General features: G+C 59.8%; 17 protein-coding genes. 8 read left to right on the forward strand and 9 right to left on the reverse strand.

Features of this window, described 5'->3' with window-relative positions:
• Positions 1–78: 78 nt before the first annotated feature.
• The 3 genes from CIB54_RS03985 to CIB54_RS03995 all read left to right on the forward strand — a co-directional run bounded on the left by CIB54_RS03985 (position 79) and on the right by CIB54_RS03995 (position 1,589).
• The gene (locus CIB54_RS03985; protein WP_101218697.1) at positions 79–726 is read left to right on the forward strand and encodes a hypothetical protein; all 648 of its coding nucleotides are present in this window, start codon (positions 79–81) and stop codon (positions 724–726) included.
• A 151-nt stretch (positions 727–877) separates the two neighbouring features.
• Positions 878–1,222: an HNH endonuclease gene (locus CIB54_RS03990; RefSeq protein WP_269801672.1), complete on the forward strand. Its 345-nt coding sequence runs from the start codon at positions 878–880 to the stop codon at positions 1,220–1,222.
• Positions 1,223–1,232: 10 nt separating this feature from the next.
• Positions 1,233–1,589, forward strand: a complete 357-nt coding sequence (locus CIB54_RS03995) for a DUF7716 domain-containing protein (RefSeq protein WP_057726105.1) — start codon at positions 1,233–1,235, stop codon at positions 1,587–1,589.
• An 85-nt stretch (positions 1,590–1,674) separates the two neighbouring features.
• Here the strand turns inward: CIB54_RS03995 and CIB54_RS04000 are convergent, their stop codons facing one another.
• The 3 genes from CIB54_RS04000 to CIB54_RS04010 all read right to left on the reverse strand — a co-directional run bounded on the left by CIB54_RS04000 (position 1,675) and on the right by CIB54_RS04010 (position 3,494).
• The gene (locus CIB54_RS04000) at positions 1,675–1,950 is read right to left on the reverse strand and encodes an HU family DNA-binding protein (RefSeq protein WP_003213368.1); all 276 of its coding nucleotides are present in this window, start codon (positions 1,948–1,950) and stop codon (positions 1,675–1,677) included.
• Between the two features lie 190 nt (positions 1,951–2,140).
• Positions 2,141–3,289: an NAD(P)/FAD-dependent oxidoreductase gene (locus tag CIB54_RS04005; protein WP_101218699.1), complete on the reverse strand. Its 1,149-nt coding sequence runs from the start codon at positions 3,287–3,289 to the stop codon at positions 2,141–2,143.
• A 37-nt stretch (positions 3,290–3,326) separates the two neighbouring features.
• Complete coding sequence (locus CIB54_RS04010) at positions 3,327–3,494, reverse strand: rubredoxin (RefSeq protein ID WP_065953270.1); 168 nt, start codon at positions 3,492–3,494, stop codon at positions 3,327–3,329.
• Between the two features lie 193 nt (positions 3,495–3,687).
• Between CIB54_RS04010 and CIB54_RS04015 the strand changes: the two genes are divergently transcribed.
• Both CIB54_RS04015 and ubiA read left to right on the forward strand, forming a co-directional pair.
• The gene (locus tag CIB54_RS04015) at positions 3,688–4,251 is read left to right on the forward strand and encodes a chorismate--pyruvate lyase family protein (protein WP_065953271.1); all 564 of its coding nucleotides are present in this window, start codon (positions 3,688–3,690) and stop codon (positions 4,249–4,251) included.
• Positions 4,251–5,141 carry a 4-hydroxybenzoate octaprenyltransferase gene (gene ubiA / locus CIB54_RS04020; RefSeq protein ID WP_065953272.1) on the forward strand — a complete coding sequence of 297 codons (891 nt, stop codon included), beginning with the start codon at positions 4,251–4,253 and terminating at the stop codon, positions 5,139–5,141. The genes CIB54_RS04015 and ubiA overlap by 1 nt, the downstream gene beginning before the upstream one ends.
• Before the next feature lie 119 nt (positions 5,142–5,260).
• Here the strand turns inward: ubiA and CIB54_RS04025 are convergent, their stop codons facing one another.
• A complete protein-coding gene (locus tag CIB54_RS04025; protein ID WP_101218700.1) occupies positions 5,261–5,638 on the reverse strand; it encodes a COG4315 family predicted lipoprotein in 378 nt (125 codons plus the stop codon).
• 156 nt (positions 5,639–5,794) lie between these two features.
• Between CIB54_RS04025 and phoB the strand changes: the two genes are divergently transcribed.
• The 3 genes from phoB to CIB54_RS04040 all read left to right on the forward strand — a co-directional run bounded on the left by phoB (position 5,795) and on the right by CIB54_RS04040 (position 9,517).
• Complete coding sequence (gene phoB, locus CIB54_RS04030; RefSeq protein ID WP_003195617.1) at positions 5,795–6,484, forward strand: phosphate regulon transcriptional regulator PhoB; 690 nt, start codon at positions 5,795–5,797, stop codon at positions 6,482–6,484.
• A 103-nt stretch (positions 6,485–6,587) separates the two neighbouring features.
• Positions 6,588–7,910 carry a phosphate regulon sensor histidine kinase PhoR gene (phoR, locus tag CIB54_RS04035; protein ID WP_101218701.1) on the forward strand — a complete coding sequence of 441 codons (1,323 nt, stop codon included), beginning with the start codon at positions 6,588–6,590 and terminating at the stop codon, positions 7,908–7,910.
• Between the two features lie 266 nt (positions 7,911–8,176).
• The gene (locus CIB54_RS04040) at positions 8,177–9,517 is read left to right on the forward strand and encodes a hemolysin family protein (RefSeq protein ID WP_057726098.1); all 1,341 of its coding nucleotides are present in this window, start codon (positions 8,177–8,179) and stop codon (positions 9,515–9,517) included.
• Positions 9,518–9,637: 120 nt separating this feature from the next.
• On the opposite strand, the gene CIB54_RS04045 is transcribed toward CIB54_RS04040, so the two are convergent.
• The 5 genes from CIB54_RS04045 to CIB54_RS04065 form a co-directional block, all read right to left on the reverse strand.
• Positions 9,638–10,546 (reverse strand): response regulator, encoded by a 909-nt coding sequence (locus CIB54_RS04045; protein WP_065953275.1) that lies wholly within the window; start codon positions 10,544–10,546, stop codon positions 9,638–9,640.
• A gap of 167 nt (positions 10,547–10,713) precedes the next feature.
• A complete protein-coding gene (gene phoU / locus CIB54_RS04050; RefSeq protein WP_065953276.1) occupies positions 10,714–11,475 on the reverse strand; it encodes a phosphate signaling complex protein PhoU in 762 nt (253 codons plus the stop codon).
• 111 nt (positions 11,476–11,586) lie between these two features.
• Positions 11,587–12,420 (reverse strand): phosphate ABC transporter ATP-binding protein PstB, encoded by an 834-nt coding sequence (gene pstB, locus CIB54_RS04055; protein WP_065883786.1) that lies wholly within the window; start codon positions 12,418–12,420, stop codon positions 11,587–11,589.
• A 105-nt stretch (positions 12,421–12,525) separates the two neighbouring features.
• Positions 12,526–14,196, reverse strand: coding sequence for a phosphate ABC transporter permease PstA (gene pstA, locus CIB54_RS04060; RefSeq protein WP_101218702.1), 1,671 nt, complete (start codon positions 14,194–14,196; stop codon positions 12,526–12,528).
• A 15-nt stretch (positions 14,197–14,211) separates the two neighbouring features.
• Positions 14,212–16,245 (reverse strand): ABC transporter permease subunit, encoded by a 2,034-nt coding sequence (locus CIB54_RS04065; protein WP_175413321.1) that lies wholly within the window; start codon positions 16,243–16,245, stop codon positions 14,212–14,214.
• Between the last annotated feature and the right edge of the window lie 117 nt (positions 16,246–16,362).

The following is a 16,362-nucleotide window of genomic DNA, read 5'->3' on the forward strand; positions in this document are numbered from 1 at the left end:
CGGACCTATTTAATCCGGATAGGGACTATAAATAAATCCGACCCCTTTATCGGTTAGTTTTTCGAAGTGAATACTGCAATGAATCTAAATCTACTGACTTTGCAAGAAAGTGACGCATCTGCTCTGAGAGATGGCGTTCGTGTACGTCAACTGAGCCATCACGTTACCCAGATATTCATGACGTTGCTGCCCAAGGTCGAGCTAAACGGTAGTAGCAAAATAGTTGTTTCGTTGGGACCTCGCGGAGACGAAGATGTATTTGATAATGTCTTAGGCGTGACCAATATCTTCGTTGAAAATTTCGACTTCAAACAGTTTCTCTCTCTGAACCGCCGTAGCCAGGATGAAAAATTATTGGAAAAGTTGCGTCAATCACTCACTCTTATTGCAACGAAAAAAGAAGACAATCAAGCCATTGTTGATGTTACCAACTCAACCGCTGAGGCCGTATTAAAAACAAATTTTGAACTAGAAACTCAAATCAAAAAACTCTCAAAAACCAGCAAAAATAAAAAATCCAAGATAAATGTTTATCGAGTGCTCAATGCTGCAGTCGGTGAAGGCTGGTACTGTGAAGAGCTCTTCCCGGCGCATAAAAAAAGCTGGATGCATGAGCTGCCCGGCTTTATTGACCGGAGCGACTTATTCAAAACTGCGGAAATCAATGACTCTGCTTATAAAATCAAAAATCGTCTCGGCAAAGTGGTTTTTGAAATCGCTCTTTGATAATGAATTCCCTTACTCAACCAACAAAATTCAAGGCTATCTTGGAGTTCGCGGTGTGCAGCTCCACGGCAGCAAGGCTATCAAGTTTTTATAGAAAAGTAGAAAAAGGGAAAGATTTATTTAAAGATCTCCTAGCCAAGCAATTGCGAAAATAAATCCGTCCCCTTCTCCCTTCTCAAAGGACTCCGTACATTTCGCCGAATCCAACAGACAACTGCATTACGCAATGAAGAACGATCCCGCATTGCAAGCTACTGTCGAAGCAAAACACCCAGGCATCTCAAAATGGGTTGCGCCGAAGAAAAATGGCAAGTTCAGAACAACAGCAATGAAAGGCTCGACCTGGCATCACCACCCTGTAGTAGGTGGCAATTTGCAGTTGGTCAGTCACGAGGACCATAAAAACCGTCACGGCGACTACCACCCGAAAGGCCGTAACGGTAAACGAGTAGGCGGCAGAAAAACCTGGGGTGGCGGGTCATCTTGTAGAAAATGAGGAGTCACTGATGAAAAAGATGCAAGGCATCACCAACCTGTTCAGCACCGTCAACTCCCATACCGATAACGACTGGGTCTATACCAACTTGGATAAATGGGAAGAAGAACCAAGGAATGCAATTTTCTACCTCATTTCCGAGGAGGAAATTGACGATCTCGAGGAAGACGATAAAACAGTCGAGAATTCTGCCGGCGAGCTTATCCCCAAGTCCCTGGAAAAAGAAAACGTCGAAACTTGGTTGGATGTGCAAACTCTACAAGCCATATTTGAAGTCATTCAAAAGAAGGTTAACGCGCCAGATAATGATATTTTGATCCGAGCAATCAATCACTATCGGGAATACGACGACTTCATGGAAGGCTGATTCCTATCCAACAAAAATGGGCACCCAACCCCGTCGGCGTGCCCATTTTTCATACCAACCCGCTTCCCTTCAGGCGGTACCGCTTTTACGGATTGACGCTGTCTTTAAGCGACTTGCCCGGCTTGAACGCAACAGTATTGCTGGCCTTGATCTTCACCGGCTCACCGGTCTGCGGGTTTTTGCCGGTGCGGGCGCCACGGTGGCGTTGCAGGAAAGTGCCGAAGCCGACCAGGGTGACGCTGTCCTTGCGGTGCAGGGCGCCGGTGATTTCTTCGAGAACGGCGTTGAGGACGCGGTTGGCCTGCTCCTTGGTGAGATCGGCCTTTTCAGCGATGGCGGCGGCGAGTTCTGGTTTACGCATATGTGAAGCCTCTTTGACGGTTTTTTGTTGTTATGTCCGTGCTGCTCTCTGGTGGAGCAGCGCCAAGGCGCCGCAGGCTCTACTCTGCGGCAGACGGGAGTGAGGATGGCATGCCCTCGCACGCTCCGCCAGCCTCGCCGCGACCTTTCTACGGGTAAGAAGAGGCTGATTCCGACAGAACGACCGACATTTACGCCAGCAGCGGCGGAAGTTCTTTATTCAATGCCAGTTTTTCCATGACGGCGGTGCCCGTCAGCGCGTAGCCCAGCAGGCGACCACTGGCGTCGCAGCACAGGGCCTTGATGTCGGCGCCCTCGCCTTCGACACTCCATACGCCTTCGCTACCGCGTGGAGGCGGCGAGACCACCAGCGGGCAGACCGGGGTTTTCACGGTGATCGGCATCGGCCCGTAGCTCACGGCGGTAGCGTTGCCGGCCAGGGTCTGGGCCAGGGCGCGGGCGCAGGTCATCAGGGGCATGACGTACAGCAGGTTCAAGCCATCGACCTCGGCGCAATCGCCCAGGGCGTAGATATTGGCGTGGGAGGTCTTGAGGTGGCGGTCCACCATGATGCCGCGGTTGATCTGCAGGCCGGCCGCCGCCGCCAGGTCGATGCGTGGGCGCAGGCCGATGGCGGAGACTACCAGGTCGCACTGGATCACTTCGCCGTCCGACAGATGGGCTTCCAGGCCATCGGCGTTGCGTTGCAGGCGGTTGAGTACCGGCCCCAGGTGGAAACGCGCGCCAATGCCTTCCAGCCCGGCTTGCACCGCAGCCGCAGCCGCCGGATGCAGCAGGGTCGGCATGACTTGTTCGCACGGCGCGACGAGGTCGACTTCATAGCCGCCAAGGATCAGGTCGTTGGCAAATTCGCAGCCGATCAGGCCGGCGCCGAGCAGCAGCACGCGGCGTTTGCCGGCAGCGGCGGCGCGAAAGCGCGCGTAGTCTTCAAGATCGTTGATCGGGAAAATCAGCTCGGCGGCATCACCCTCGACCGGAACACGCACGGTCTCGGCACCCCAGGCCAGGATCAGGTCGCGGTAGGTCACTGACTCCTCGCCGATCCACAAGCGCTTGTGGCCCGGGTCAATGCCGCTGATACGGGTGTGGGTGCGTACCTGGGCCTTGAGTTGCTCGGCCATGGCGCCAGGTTCGGCCATGCTCAGGCCATCGGCTTCCTTGTTCTTGCCAAAACCGGTGGAGAGCATGGGCTTGGAGTAGGAGCGCCCATCATCCGCGGTGATCAGCAGCAATGGGGTGTCGCTGTCGAGCTTGCGAAACTCCCGGGCTACGTTGTAACCGGCCAATCCTGTGCCGATGATCACGACAGGTGAGTTCATTCCTTTCTCCTTGTAGTACGTTTCGTAAAACTTCAAATTAGCCGATTTCGATCATTTCGAAATCCATTTTGCCTACGCCGCAGTCCGGGCACAGCCAGTCTTCCGGAACATCTTCCCAACGGGTGCCGGGCACAATTCCGTCATCCGGCCAACCATCCGCTTCGTTGTAAATCAGGCCACAGACGATACATTGCCACTTTTTCATTACGTACTTCCTCAGGGTCCAGGCATCTTGGCCGACGGTCGATAGACCAGCGCTGCCGCTCGGCTCAGGGCGTTTGTACTGATCGCAGCCGGCAGATGCAAGTAGGATTGGCTTAAACGTCGGGTCAGCCCGGCAAAAGTTCAGGACGCCATGGTAAGCTCGCCGCCTCTTTTGCCGCCAATATTGACTTGCCGTGCCGCACTCAATCGCCCCTTCCGATGCTTGCCGATGGCTGCCCCAGAGCCTTCTGAGCCCGATGCCTGCGCCCTTGACCCTCGATTGGCTGTTCGATGAAGGCTCGCTGACGCGGCGGCTGACAGGGCTGTCCGGCAACGACTTCAGCGTGACGCCGCTGCTCGAAGGCTGGCAACCGTTGCGCGACGATGAATGTACGGCGCTGGCCCTGCCCCCGGGCACTGTCGGCTGGGTACGCGAGGTGTATTTGCGCGGGCATGACCAACCCTGGGTGTTTGCCCGCAGTGTCGCGTCACGCGGGGCATTGCAGGGCGACGGCTTGCAGATGGATGAGTTGGGCAGCCGCTCGCTGGGCGAGTTGTTGTTCTGCGACCGCGCCTTTACCCGCCAGCCGATCGAGGTGTGCCATTACCCGGCACCTTGGCTACCCGCTGCGGATCAGGTCGACGGGCTGTGGGCGCGCCGCTCGCGTTTCGATCGCGGGGCGCTGAGCGTGCTGGTGGCGGAAGTCTTCCTGCCGAGTGTCTGGCAGGTGCTGCATGACCATCCGGAGAACCGCTGATGTACCAACGTGTGCTCAAATCCTTGAATCGCCTGAACCCCAGGGCCTGGGATTTCATTCAACTGACGCGCATGGACAAGCCTATCGGTATCTACCTGCTGCTGTGGCCCACGCTATGGGCGCTGTGGATCGCCGGCAAGGGCTCGCCGTCGCTGCTCAATATCGTGATTTTCGTGCTGGGTGTGGTGCTGACCCGTGCCGGTGGCTGCGTGATCAATGACTGGGCCGACCGCAAGGTCGACGGGCATGTGAAACGCACCGAGCAACGTCCGCTGGTCAGCGGCAAGATCAGTTCGAAAGAGGCACTGGTGTTTTTTGCGCTGCTGATGGGCATCAGTTTCCTGCTGGTGCTGCTGACCAACGCCAGCACCATCCTGCTGTCCCTTGGCGGGCTGGCGCTGGCGGCAAGCTATCCATTCATGAAGCGCTACACCTATTACCCGCAGGTGGTGCTGGGCGCGGCGTTCTCCTGGGGCATGCCGATGGCATTCACGGCCGAGACCGGCCATCTGCCAGCCGAGGCCTGGCTGCTGTACATCGCCAACCTGTTGTGGACGGTGGGTTACGACACCTATTACGCGATGACCGACCGCGACGACGATTTGAAGATCGGCGTGAAATCCACCGCAATCCTGTTCGGTGATGCTGACCGCGTGATCATTCTCACCCTGCAGGGCCTGGCGCTGGTGTGCCTGTTGCTCGCCGGGGCCCGGTTCGAGCTGGGCGGCTGGTTTCACTTGGGTCTGCTGGCGGCGGCAGGCTGTTTTGCCTGGGAATTCTGGTACACCCGAGACCGGGACCGTATGAAGTGCTTCAAGGCGTTCTTGCACAACCACTGGGCCGGGTTGGCTATTTTTGTGGGGATTGTGGTGGATTACGCGGTTCGCTGAGAGGTTTGCGGTGGCTGTTCCGACGCCATCGGGGGCAAGCCCCCTCCCACAGTTGATGGGTTAACACCTTCAAATGTGGGAGGGGGCTTGCCCCCGATGATTTCAGCAGCGCCGCGCAGTCAAGGCTTGATGATATGCCAAGCCCCACCCTTGCCATCCCCGGTCTTGTCACCGGCTTTCTTGTCATCCTTGTAGGTGTAGACCGGCTTGCCTTTGTAGGCCCATTGACTGGTCTGATCGTCGCGGGTAATCACTGTCCAGTCGCCAGCCTTGGTATCGGTAGACTCGGCCTTCAGCGGCGGCCAATTGGTCGCGCACTGGTCCTTGCACACGGACTTGCCGTCGGCGTCCTTGTCGAAGGTGTAGAGCGTCAGGCCTTTGTGATCAACCAGCATCCCGTCTTTCGTCATCGCAGGTTCTGCGGCCAAAGCCAGGCCCGGCAGCGTCAACGCGGCCGTTACCAGCAGGGCTTTCCAGGAAATCGTGCTGTAAGTCATCGGAACCTTCCTTTTGTGGTTGTCAGGATTCGGACCCAAAGGGTAGTCCAGAGTGCCGTGAATTGCCCAAGGGTCTAAATTACTGTCACACGACTGCAATAATTCCGTTATCTAATGCGGCGCAAGACAGTTAAATGACAAAGAGGATTTTTGAGCATGGTTGGCAGGAGCATTCTGATTGTTGACGACGAAGCGCCCATTCGCGAGATGATCGCCGTTGCGTTGGAAATGGCCGGCTACGACTGCCTGGAGGCGGAGAACTCCCAGCAGGCCCATGCCATTATCGTCGACCGCAAGCCGGATCTGATCCTGCTCGACTGGATGTTGCCCGGCACTTCCGGTATCGAGCTGGCCCGGCGCCTCAAGCGTGACGAGCTGACCGGGGATATCCCGATCATCATGCTCACCGCCAAGGGCGAAGAGGACAACAAGATCCAGGGCCTGGAAGTCGGCGCCGATGACTACATCACCAAGCCTTTCTCCCCGCGAGAGTTGGTAGCGCGCCTCAAAGCCGTACTGCGCCGAGCCGGCCCGACCGACGGCGAAGCCCCCATCGAAGTCGACGGCCTGATCCTGGACCCGATCAGCCACCGCGTGACCATCGACGGCAAGCCGGCTGAGATGGGCCCGACCGAATACCGTCTGTTGCAGTTTTTCATGACCCACCAGGAGCGCGCCTACACCCGTGGCCAACTGCTGGACCAGGTGTGGGGCGGCAATGTGTACGTGGAGGAGCGCACCGTGGACGTGCATATCCGCCGCCTGCGCAAAGCCTTGGGCGATGCCTATGAGAATCTGGTACAAACCGTGCGCGGCACGGGCTACCGGTTTTCAACCAAAGGTTGAAACCTGGCTGCAAGTGATCAGCTACAAGCGGCAAGAGAAAAGCCGCCTCGCTCTGACTTGAAGCTTGCAGCTTGAAACTTGAAGCTGCTCCGAAGGACGCTCCATGAACCAAAACTGGCATGGCACCCTGATTCGCCACATGCTCCTGCTGGTCACCGGTTGCCTGCTGGTCGGGCTGATCAGTGGCTATTACGGCTGGAGCCTGGCTATCGGCATCGCGCTGTACCTGGGCTGGACCCTCAAGCAACTGCTGCGCCTGCATGAATGGCTGCGCCAGCACAAACCCGACGAAGCTCCCCCCGATGGCTACGGCCTGTGGGGTGAAGTGTTCGACAGCATTTACCACTTGCAGCGCCGCGACCAACGGGTGCGCGGGCGCCTGCAGGCGGTGATCGATCGGGTACAGGAATCCACCGCCGCGCTCAAGGACGCGGTGATCATGCTCGACAGCGACGGCAACCTGGAATGGTGGAACCGCGCCGCCGAGACCCTGCTGGGCCTCAAGACCCCCCAGGACAGCGGCCAGCCGGTGACCAACCTGGTACGCCACCCGCGCTTCAAGGAATACTTCGAGCAGGACAACTACGAAGAAGCCCTGGAAATCCCCTCGCCCACCAATGATCGCATGCGTATCCAGCTGTACCTGACGCGCTACGGCAACAACGAGCACTTGATGCTGGTGCGCGACGTGACCCGCATCCATCAGTTGGAACAGATGCGCAAGGACTTCGTTGCCAACGTTTCCCACGAGCTGCGCACGCCGTTGACGGTGATCTGCGGCTACCTGGAGACGCTGCTGGACAATGTCGACGAGATCAACCCGCGCTGGAGCCGCGCCCTGCAGCAGATGCAGCAGCAAGGCTCACGCATGCAGACCCTGCTTAATGACTTGCTGCTGCTGGCCAAGCTTGAGGCCACCGATTACCCCTCCGATAACCACCCAGTGGCGGTGCAAAGCCTGCTGCAAACCATCAAGAACGACGCCCAGGCGCTCTCCGGCGAACGCGGCCAGCAGATCACTCTGGAAGCCGACCCGACGGTGCTGCTCAAGGGCAGCGAGGGCGAGCTGCGCAGTGCGTTCTCCAACTTGGTGTTCAACGCGGTGAAGTACACCCAGGACAAGGGCAATATCCGCATCCGCTGGTGGGCCGACGAACAGGGGGCGCACCTGAGCGTGCAGGACTCCGGCATCGGTATCGACGCCAAGCATCTGCCACGCCTGACCGAGCGCTTCTACCGCGTCGATTCCAGCCGCAACTCCAATACCGGCGGCACCGGGCTGGGCCTGGCGATCGTCAAGCATGTGCTGCTGCGCCATCGGGCACGCCTGGAGATCAGCAGCGTGCTGGGGCATGGCAGTACATTTACCTGCCACTTTCCGACAACGCAGGTGACCCGTTCGCGGCTCGTCGGAAATGAAGAATAACTCAAACACAGCACAACACCCACTGTGGGAGGGGGCTTGCTCCCGATAGCGGTGTATCAGTACCAGATGTGCTGACTGACACCCTGCTATCGGGGGCAAGCCCCCTCCCACAGTGGTTGTGCATGAATCTGGGGAATGCATTCCAGGCCCCGCCCGGCAGCAACCACTAGGCAAGCGCCCCATCAGCCGCTACATTGGCCGACTTGCGCCTGCCTTTCAGGCCAGCCTTCCCCCTATTGAACAGACGGAACCTGCAAAACCCCATCATGGACCCTTCCCCTGGTATCACCCTCGCGACACTTTTCGCCGATTTCGGCATGATTCTTTTTGCACTGGTCCTGGTACTGCTCAACGGCTTCTTCGTTGCGGCGGAATTTGCCATGGTCAAACTGCGCTCGACCCGGGTCGAGGCCATCGCCCACACCAACGGCTGGCGCGGGCAGATCCTGCGCACCGTGCACAGCCAGCTCGACGCCTACCTGTCGGCCTGCCAGCTGGGTATCACCCTCGCCTCCCTGGGCCTGGGCTGGGTCGGCGAACCGGCTTTTGCGCACATCCTCGAGCCTTTGCTGGGCGCCGCAGGCGTGGAGTCGCCGGAGGTGATCAAGGGCGTTTCGTTCTTTGCCGCCTTCTTCGTGATTTCCTACCTGCACATTGTGGTCGGCGAGCTGGCCCCCAAATCCTGGGCCATCCGCAAACCCGAATTGCTGTCGCTGTGGACCGCCGTGCCGCTGTACCTGTTCTACTGGGCCATGTACCCGGCGATCTACCTGCTCAACGCCAGCGCCAACGCCATCCTGCGCATCGCCGGCCAGGGCGAGCCCGGCCCGCATCACGAACACCATTACAGCCGCGAAGAGCTCAAGCTGATCCTGCACTCCAGCCGTGGCCAGGACCCGAGCGACCAAGGCATGCGCGTACTCGCCTCCGCCGTGGAAATGGGCGAACTGGAAGTGGTGGACTGGGCCAACTCCCGGGAAGACCTGGTCACCCTGGATTTCAACGCCCCACTCAAGGAAATCCTGGCGCTGTTCCGTCGCCACAAATTCAGCCGTTACCCGGTGTATGACGCCGTGCGCAACGAGTTCGTGGGCCTGCTGCACATCAAGGACCTGCTGCTTGAATTGGCGGCCCTGGACCATATCCCCGAGTCGTTCAACCTGGCCGAACTGACCCGCCCGCTGGAGCGCGTGTCGCGGCACATGCCGTTGTCGCAGTTGCTGGAGCAGTTCCGCAAAGGCGGCGCGCACTTCGCCCTGGTGGAAGAAGCCGACGGCAAGATCATTGGCTACCTGACCATGGAAGACGTGCTGGAAGTGCTGGTGGGCGATATCCAGGACGAACACCGCAAGGCCGAACGCGGCATCCTCGCCTACCAGCCGGGCAAGCTGCTGGTGCGTGGCGACACCCCGCTGTTCAAGGTAGAACGCCTGCTCGGCATCGACCTGGACCACATCGAAGCCGAAACCCTGGCCGGCCTGATCTACGACACCTTGAAACGGGTGCCTGAAGAGGAAGAAGTGCTGGAGGTTGAAGGCTTGCGGATCATCATCAAGAAGATGAAAGGACCGAAGATCGTGCTGGCCAAGGTGTTGATGCTGGATTGACTACCCATTGTGGGAGGGGGCTTGCCCCCGATAGCGGTGGTTCAGTCAGCATATTTTTAACTGTTAGACCGCAATCGGGGGCAAGCCCCCTCCCACATTGGTGAGTGGTCATCCTTTGAATTACGCACCCGGCACAAAATGCTTCTGCGCGGTACCACGTGCGATCAGGCGGGAGATGTAATCCAGCTTCTGCGCATCCTGGTCGATAAACCGGAAGGTCAGTTGCAGCCAGTCACTGTCGGGCCTGGGCTCGTAGGCAACGATGGCGTGCAGGTAGCCGTTGAGGCGTGCCACTTCAGCGTTCTCGCCCTGTTCGAGGTCGAGCACGGCGCTTTCCAGTACCTGGGGCAGGACCTCACCGCGACGCACCACCAACAACGCCTCCTTGATGCTCAGCGCCTTGATCACGCACTGCTGGGTTCCGCTGGACAGCCGCAACTGGCCCTGGCCACGGCCGCCTGCAGGCGAAGCGGTCGGGGCGGCGGCGACAGGCGCGCTATTGAGCAGGCCTCTGCTCGGGGCTGCCGCCACCGATACCGGCGCCGGTTTGACAGCTTCGGGCTTGCCACCGGTCAGCGCGCTCAGGGAGTCGTTGCCGAAGGCCGAGTTCATCTTGGTCGGCGCGCTGGCAATCAACGCGTCGAGGCGGCCGATCTTGTGCAGGGCCTGCTTGACCTTGTTCAACAACTGCTCATTGGTGAACGGCTTGCTGACGTAACCGGACACGCCGGCCTGAATGGCCTGCACCACGTTTTCCTTGTCACCCCGGCTGGTCACCATCACGAACGGCATGGCCTTCAGATGGGCTTGCTCGCGGCACCAGGTCAACAGCTCAAGCCCGGACATCTCCGGCATTTCCCAGTCGCACAGCACCAGGTCGAAGGTCTCGCGCATCAGAATGGATTGCGCCTTCTTGCCGTTCACCGCATCTTCGATCTTGATCCCCGGGAAGTAGTTGCGCAGGCACTTCTTCACCAGGTCGCGAATAAACGAGGCGTCATCCACCACCAACACACTGACTTTACTCATCGACCCTTCATCCTATAAAACCTTGGCTGGCAGTACGCCTGACTGATGGCAGTTTGCCAAAACTCTGCAGTCACGTTAGGACTTATTACGCCCCGTCCGCAATAAATTCCGCTCGCCACAAACGAAAACGCCCGACCAATGGCCGGGCGTTAATTTCTCGGGCAACCTTACTTATCGTCAGATTCGCCCGGAACATTAGGGATAAGATCAGCGTTGCCTTCAACTTCGGCTTTCATGCGTTTGAGGCCCATGTGCCGAACGTCGGTGCCGCGTACCAGATAAATCACCAATTCCGAGATATTGCGCGCGTGGTCGCCGATGCGTTCCAGCGAGCGCAGCACCCAGATGATGCTCAAGACGCGCGAGATAGAGCGCGGGTCTTCCATCATGTAGGTGGCCAGCTCACGCAAGGCAGTCTTGTATTCGCGATCAATGACCTTGTCGTACTGGGCCACCGACAGCGCCAGGTCTGCATCGAACCGCGCAAACGCGTCAAGGGCATCGCGCACCATGTTGCGCACCTGGTCGCCGATATGCCGCACTTCCACGTAACCACGCGGCGCTTCGCCTTCTTCGCACAGCTGGATGGCGCGGCGGGCGATCTTGGTGGCTTCGTCGCCGATACGCTCGAGGTCGATCACCGATTTGGAGATGCTGATGATCAAACGCAGGTCGGAAGCCGCGGGCTGGCGACGGGCCAGGATGCGCAGGCATTCTTCGTCGATGTTGCGTTCCATCTGGTTGATCTGGTCATCGATCTCACGCACTTGCTGGGCCAGGCCCGAGTCGGCCTCGATCAGCGCGGTGACCGCATCGTTGACTTGCTTCTCCACCAGCCCGCCCATCGCCAGGAGGTGGCTGCGCACTTCCTCAAGCTCGGCGTTGAACTGCGCGGAGATGTGGTGGGTAAGGCCTTCCTTTGAAATCATGGTTTTGCTCCGCAAAAGCTGTAAGCCGCAAGCTACAAGCTGCAAGCTGATGTGTGTCGTTAATCAAACTGCTTTTACTTGCCGCTTCAAACTTGCGGCTTGCAGCCGGGGCTAACCATACCGCCCCGTAATATAGTCTTCGGTCTGTTTTTTCGCCGGATTGGTGAACAGGGTATCGGTGTCGCCGAACTCCACCAGCTTGCCCATGTACATGAACGCGGTGTAGTCGGACACCCGCGCGGCTTGCTGCATGTTGTGGGTCACGATGACGATGGTGAACTTGGACTTGAGCTCGTAGATCAGCTCTTCAACCTTCAGCGTCGAAATCGGGTCGAGGGCCGAGCACGGTTCGTCGAGCAGCAGCACTTCAGGTTCCACGGCGATGGTGCGGGCAATGACCAGACGCTGTTGCTGGCCACCGGACAAACCGAGGGCCGACTCGTGCAGGCGGTCTTTGACCTCGTCCCACAGCGCTGCGCCCTTGAGTGCCCATTCAACCGCTTCATCGAGAATGCGTTTTTTGTTGATGCCCTGGATGCGCAGGCCATAAACCACGTTTTCATAGATGGTCTTGGGGAACGGGTTGGGCTTCTGGAACACCATGCCCACGCGGCGGCGCAGCTCGGCCACGTCTTCGCCCTTGCGGTAGATGTTGGTGCCGTAGAGGTTGATGGCGCCTTCCACGCGGCAACCGTCCACCAGGTCGTTCATGCGGTTGAACGTGCGCAGCAACGTGGACTTGCCGCAGCCGGACGGGCCGATGAAGGCAGTCACGCGCTGCTTGGGGATGTTCATGCTGACGTCGAACAGCGCCTGCTTGTCGCCGTAGTAGAGGCTCAGGCCCGGCACTTCGATGGCCACGGTTTCCTGGGCCAGGCTTAGGCTTTGCTTGTCGCGTCCCAGGGCAGACATGTTGATGCCGTGGGAATGGGTTTCGTGTTGCATGGTCTCACTCCGTTCGTAGCTGCAAGCTTTTAGCTGCAAGCTGCAAGATTTGAGCAAAAGCGGCTTGTAGCTTGAGGCTTGCCGCTTGTGACTTAGCTTTAGCTGTCAACTGTCCAACGCCTTGTACTTCTCGCGCAGGTGGTTACGAATCCACACCGCCGACAGGTTGAGCGTGGCGATCACCAGCACCAGCAGCAGGGCTGTGGCGTAGACCAGCGGCCGCGCCGCTTCGACGTTGGGGCTCTGGAAGCCGACGTCATAGATATGGAAACCCAGGTGCATGATCTTCTGGTCAAGGTGCAGGTACGGGTAGTTACCGTCCAACGGCAGCGACGGGGCCAGCTTCACCACGCCGACCAGCATCAGCGGCGCCACTTCACCGGCGGCCCGGGCCACGGCGAGGATCATGCCGGTCATCATCGCCGGGCTGGCCATCGGCAGCACGATCTTCCACAGCGTTTCCGCCTTGGTCGCGCCGAGCGCCAGGGAACCTTCACGCACGGTGCGAGGAATCCGCGCCAGGCCTTCTTCGGTGGCCACGATCACTACCGGCACCGCCAGCAGCGCCAGGGTCAGCGAGGCCCAGAGCAGCCCCGGCGTGCCGAAGGTCGGCGCCGGCAGGGCTTCGGCGAAGAACAGCCGGTCCACCGAGCCACCCAGCACATACACGAAAAAGCCCAGGCCGAACACGCCGTAGACAATGGCCGGTACGCCCGCCAGGTTGTTGACCGCGATGCGGATAATCCGCGTCAGGGTGTTCTGCTTGGCGTACTCACGCAGGTACACCGCCGCCAGTACGCCGAATGGCGTGACGATCATCGCCATGATCAGGGTCATCATCACGGTACCGAAGATCGCCGGGAAGATCCCGCCTTCGGTGTTGGCTTCCCGTGGATCGTCGCTCAGAAACTCCCAGACCTTGCTGAAGTAGAAGCCGATCTTGGTCAGGGTGCCCATGGCGTTCGGCTGGTAGGCGTGTACCACTTTGCCGATACCGATTTCGATTTCCTTGCCGTTGCCGTCCCGGGCCGTCAGCGCGTCGCGGTTGAACTGGGCGTGCAGGTCGGCCAGGCGCGCTTCGATGTCCTGGTAGCGGGCGTTCAGTTCGGCGCGGTCGGCGTCCATGTCGGCCTGGGCGGCGGCGTCGAGCTTGCCTTCCAGCTCCAGCTTGCGACCGTGCAGGCGGACGCGCTCCAGCCCGGCATTGATCGCACCGATATCGGTTTTCTCCAGGCTCTTGAGCTGGGCGGCGAGCGTGTTGACGCGCTCCACACGGGCTTGCAACTCCGGCCACGCGGCCTCGCCTTCGGCGATGATCTTGCCATCCTGCTTGACGTTGACCAGGGTGCCGTAGAAGTTGCCCCATTCACGCCGCTCGATGGTCATCAACTGCACCGGCTTGGTCTGGTCCTTCAACCATTCGCCGACGATCCAGGTGAAGTCATTGCCGTTCAAGTCGCGGTTGCCGACCTTGATCAGCTCGCGAGTCATGAACTCCGGGCCCTCATCGGGCACCGGCAGGCCAGCGCTTTTCAGGCGCTCGCGTGGGACTTCTTCCTTCTGCACCACTTCGCCGATGACGATATGGTTGGCCTGGCCCGGCACGCTGTAGTTGGCCTGGATCAGGTCGGCCGGCCAGAAATGGCCCAGACCGCGCACCGCAATCACCGCCAGCAAACCAATGGTCATGATGACCGCGATGGACACCGCGCCACCGCTTATCCAGACGCCGGGGGCGCCGCTCTTGAACCATCCATTCAGGGAGTTCTGTTTCACAGACTTCTACCTTTCTTAAAGCGACGAGTATTTCTTGCGCAGACGCTGACGGATCAGCTCGGCGAGGGTGTTCATGATGAAGGTGAACAGCAGCAGCACCAGCGCCGAGAGGAACAGCACGCGGTAGTGACTGCCGCCCACTTCCGACTCGGGCATTTCCACCGCGACGTTGGCCGCCAGGGTGCGCAGGCCTTCGAACAGGTTCATCTCCATCACCGGCGTGTTACCGGTGGCCATCAGCACGATCATGGTCTCGCCGACGGCGCGGCCCATGCCGATCATCAATGCCGAGAAAATGCCCGGGCTGGCGGTCAGGATCACTACGCGGGTCATGGTCTGCCAGGGCGTGGCGCCGAGGGCCAGGGAGCCCAGGGTCAGGCCACGCGGCACGCTGAACACGGCGTCTTCGGCGATGGAGTAGATGTTCGGGATCACCGCGAACCCCATGGCCAGGCCGACCACCAGGGCGTTGCGCTGGTCGTAGGTGATGCCCAGGTCATGGGAAATCCACATGCGCATGTCGCCGCCGAAGAACCAGGTTTCCAGGTACGGGCTCATGTACAGCGAGAGCCAGCCCACGAACAGGATCACCGGGATCAGGATCGCGCTTTCCCAGCCATCCGGCACCCGCAGGCGGATCGACTCAGGCAACCGGCTGAATACAAAGCCGGCCACCAGGATGCCAATCGGCAACAGCATCAGCAGGCTGAAAATCCCCGGCAGATGCCCTTCCACATAAGGCGCCAGGAACAGGCCGGCGAAGAAGCCGAGGATCACCGTGGGCATCGCTTCCATCAACTCGATCACCGGCTTGACCTTGCGGCGCAGGCTCGGGGCCATGAAGTAAGCGGTGTAGATCGCGGCGGCTACGGCCAGCGGCGCGGCGAGCAGCATCGCGTAGAACGCGGCTTTCAACGTACCGAAGGTCAGCGGCGCCAGGCTCATCTTGGGCTCGAAGTCGGTGTTGGCGGCGGTCGACTGCCAGACGTATTTAGGCTCGTCGTAGTTCTCGTACCAGACCTTGCTCCACAGCGCGCTCCAGGAGACTTCCGGGTGCGGGTTGTCGAGCAGCAACGGTTGCAGCTTGCCACCGGCCTCGACGATCACGTGGTTGGCCCGTGGCGACAAACCGAACACGCCTGGGCCGTCGACCACCGGATCGACCAGCAAGGTGCGGTGCGCGGTGCTGTGGAACACGCCGAACTGACCGGAAGCATCGAGGGCAGTGAAACCCTTGCGACGTTCTTCAGCGGTGATTTCCACGATGGGCGCAGTGCCCATCTGGAAGGTACGGATTTGCTTGAGGCGCTGCTCGCCATCCGGATCGCGGGCCATGAACCACTGGGCCAGGCCGCCCTTGGAGTTACCGACGATCAGCGAGATGCCGCCCACCAGCTGGGTGCTGGCGGTGACGTCGGCAGTGCCGTCTTCAAGCAGCTTGTAGCGACCGTTGAGGCTCTTGTCGCGCAGGCTGAACACGTCGGCCAGGGCACGACCGTTGATCACATACAACCATTGCTGGCGCGGGTCGATGAAGATCGCCTTCACCGGCTCGGTCATTTGCGGCAGCTCGACACGCTTCTGCTCGCTGGTGACTTCACCGGTCATCATGTTTTCTTCGCGGCTCAGGGTCAGCACGTTCAAGTGCGAACCGGCCGAGCCTGCCACCACCAGGGAAGTATCGGTGGCATTGAGCGCGACGTGCTCCAACGGGCGGCCGGCCTCATCCAGCACGATCGGCGTCTCGCCATAAGGGTATTCGATTGCCGGCGTGATGGTTTTCTTGCCGTCCGGGTAAGACACTTTATAAGTGTGGCGGAACACCATGGACTGGCCGTTGGACAAACCCAGGATCACCAGCGGGCTGCCCGGCTGGTCTTCGCCGATGGACGCAACGCTTGTACCGGCCGGCAGCGGCAGGTCAACGCGCTTGAGCTCGGTGCCGGTGTCGACTGCAAAGAACAGCGCCTGGCCCTTGTCGGAAACCCGCATGGCAACCTGGTTCTGTTCTTCCAGCGAGATCAGCAATGGCTTGCCGGCGTCCTGCATCCAGGCAGGCGTCAGCGCGTCTTCCTTGGTCAGCGAGGCGCCTTGAAACAGCGGCGCGACCACATAGGCGAGAAAGAAGAAAATCAGGGTAATGGCACCCAGCACGGCGAGGCCGCC

Source organism: Pseudomonas fluorescens (genome assembly GCF_002837185.1).
Taxonomy (GTDB): Bacteria; Pseudomonadota; Gammaproteobacteria; order Pseudomonadales; family Pseudomonadaceae; genus Aquipseudomonas; species Aquipseudomonas fluorescens_AM.

Excerpts from the sequence above, each read along its gene's own strand:
- CIB54_RS03985 (WP_101218697.1), top strand. The coding sequence starts at position 79 with ATGAATCTAAATCTACTGACTTTGCAAGAAAGTGACGCATCTGCTCTG.
- CIB54_RS03995 (WP_057726105.1), top strand. The coding sequence starts at position 1,233 with ATGAAAAAGATGCAAGGCATCACCAACCTGTTCAGCACCGTCAACTCC.
- CIB54_RS04000 (WP_003213368.1), bottom strand. The coding sequence starts at position 1,950 with ATGCGTAAACCAGAACTCGCCGCCGCCATCGCTGAAAAGGCCGATCTC.
- CIB54_RS04005 (WP_101218699.1), bottom strand. The coding sequence starts at position 3,289 with ATGAACTCACCTGTCGTGATCATCGGCACAGGATTGGCCGGTTACAAC.
- CIB54_RS04010 (WP_065953270.1), bottom strand. The coding sequence starts at position 3,494 with ATGAAAAAGTGGCAATGTATCGTCTGTGGCCTGATTTACAACGAAGCG.
- ubiA (WP_065953272.1), top strand. The coding sequence starts at position 4,251 with ATGTACCAACGTGTGCTCAAATCCTTGAATCGCCTGAACCCCAGGGCC.
- CIB54_RS04025 (WP_101218700.1), bottom strand. The coding sequence starts at position 5,638 with ATGACTTACAGCACGATTTCCTGGAAAGCCCTGCTGGTAACGGCCGCG.
- phoB (WP_003195617.1), top strand. The coding sequence starts at position 5,795 with ATGGTTGGCAGGAGCATTCTGATTGTTGACGACGAAGCGCCCATTCGC.
- phoR (WP_101218701.1), top strand. The coding sequence starts at position 6,588 with ATGAACCAAAACTGGCATGGCACCCTGATTCGCCACATGCTCCTGCTG.
- CIB54_RS04040 (WP_057726098.1), top strand. The coding sequence starts at position 8,177 with ATGGACCCTTCCCCTGGTATCACCCTCGCGACACTTTTCGCCGATTTC.
- CIB54_RS04045 (WP_065953275.1), bottom strand. The coding sequence starts at position 10,546 with ATGAGTAAAGTCAGTGTGTTGGTGGTGGATGACGCCTCGTTTATTCGC.
- phoU (WP_065953276.1), bottom strand. The coding sequence starts at position 11,475 with ATGATTTCAAAGGAAGGCCTTACCCACCACATCTCCGCGCAGTTCAAC.
- pstB (WP_065883786.1), bottom strand. The coding sequence starts at position 12,420 with ATGCAACACGAAACCCATTCCCACGGCATCAACATGTCTGCCCTGGGA.
- CIB54_RS04065 (WP_175413321.1), bottom strand. The coding sequence starts at position 16,245 with ATGCAGGACGCCGGCAAGCCATTGCTGATCTCGCTGGAAGAACAGAAC.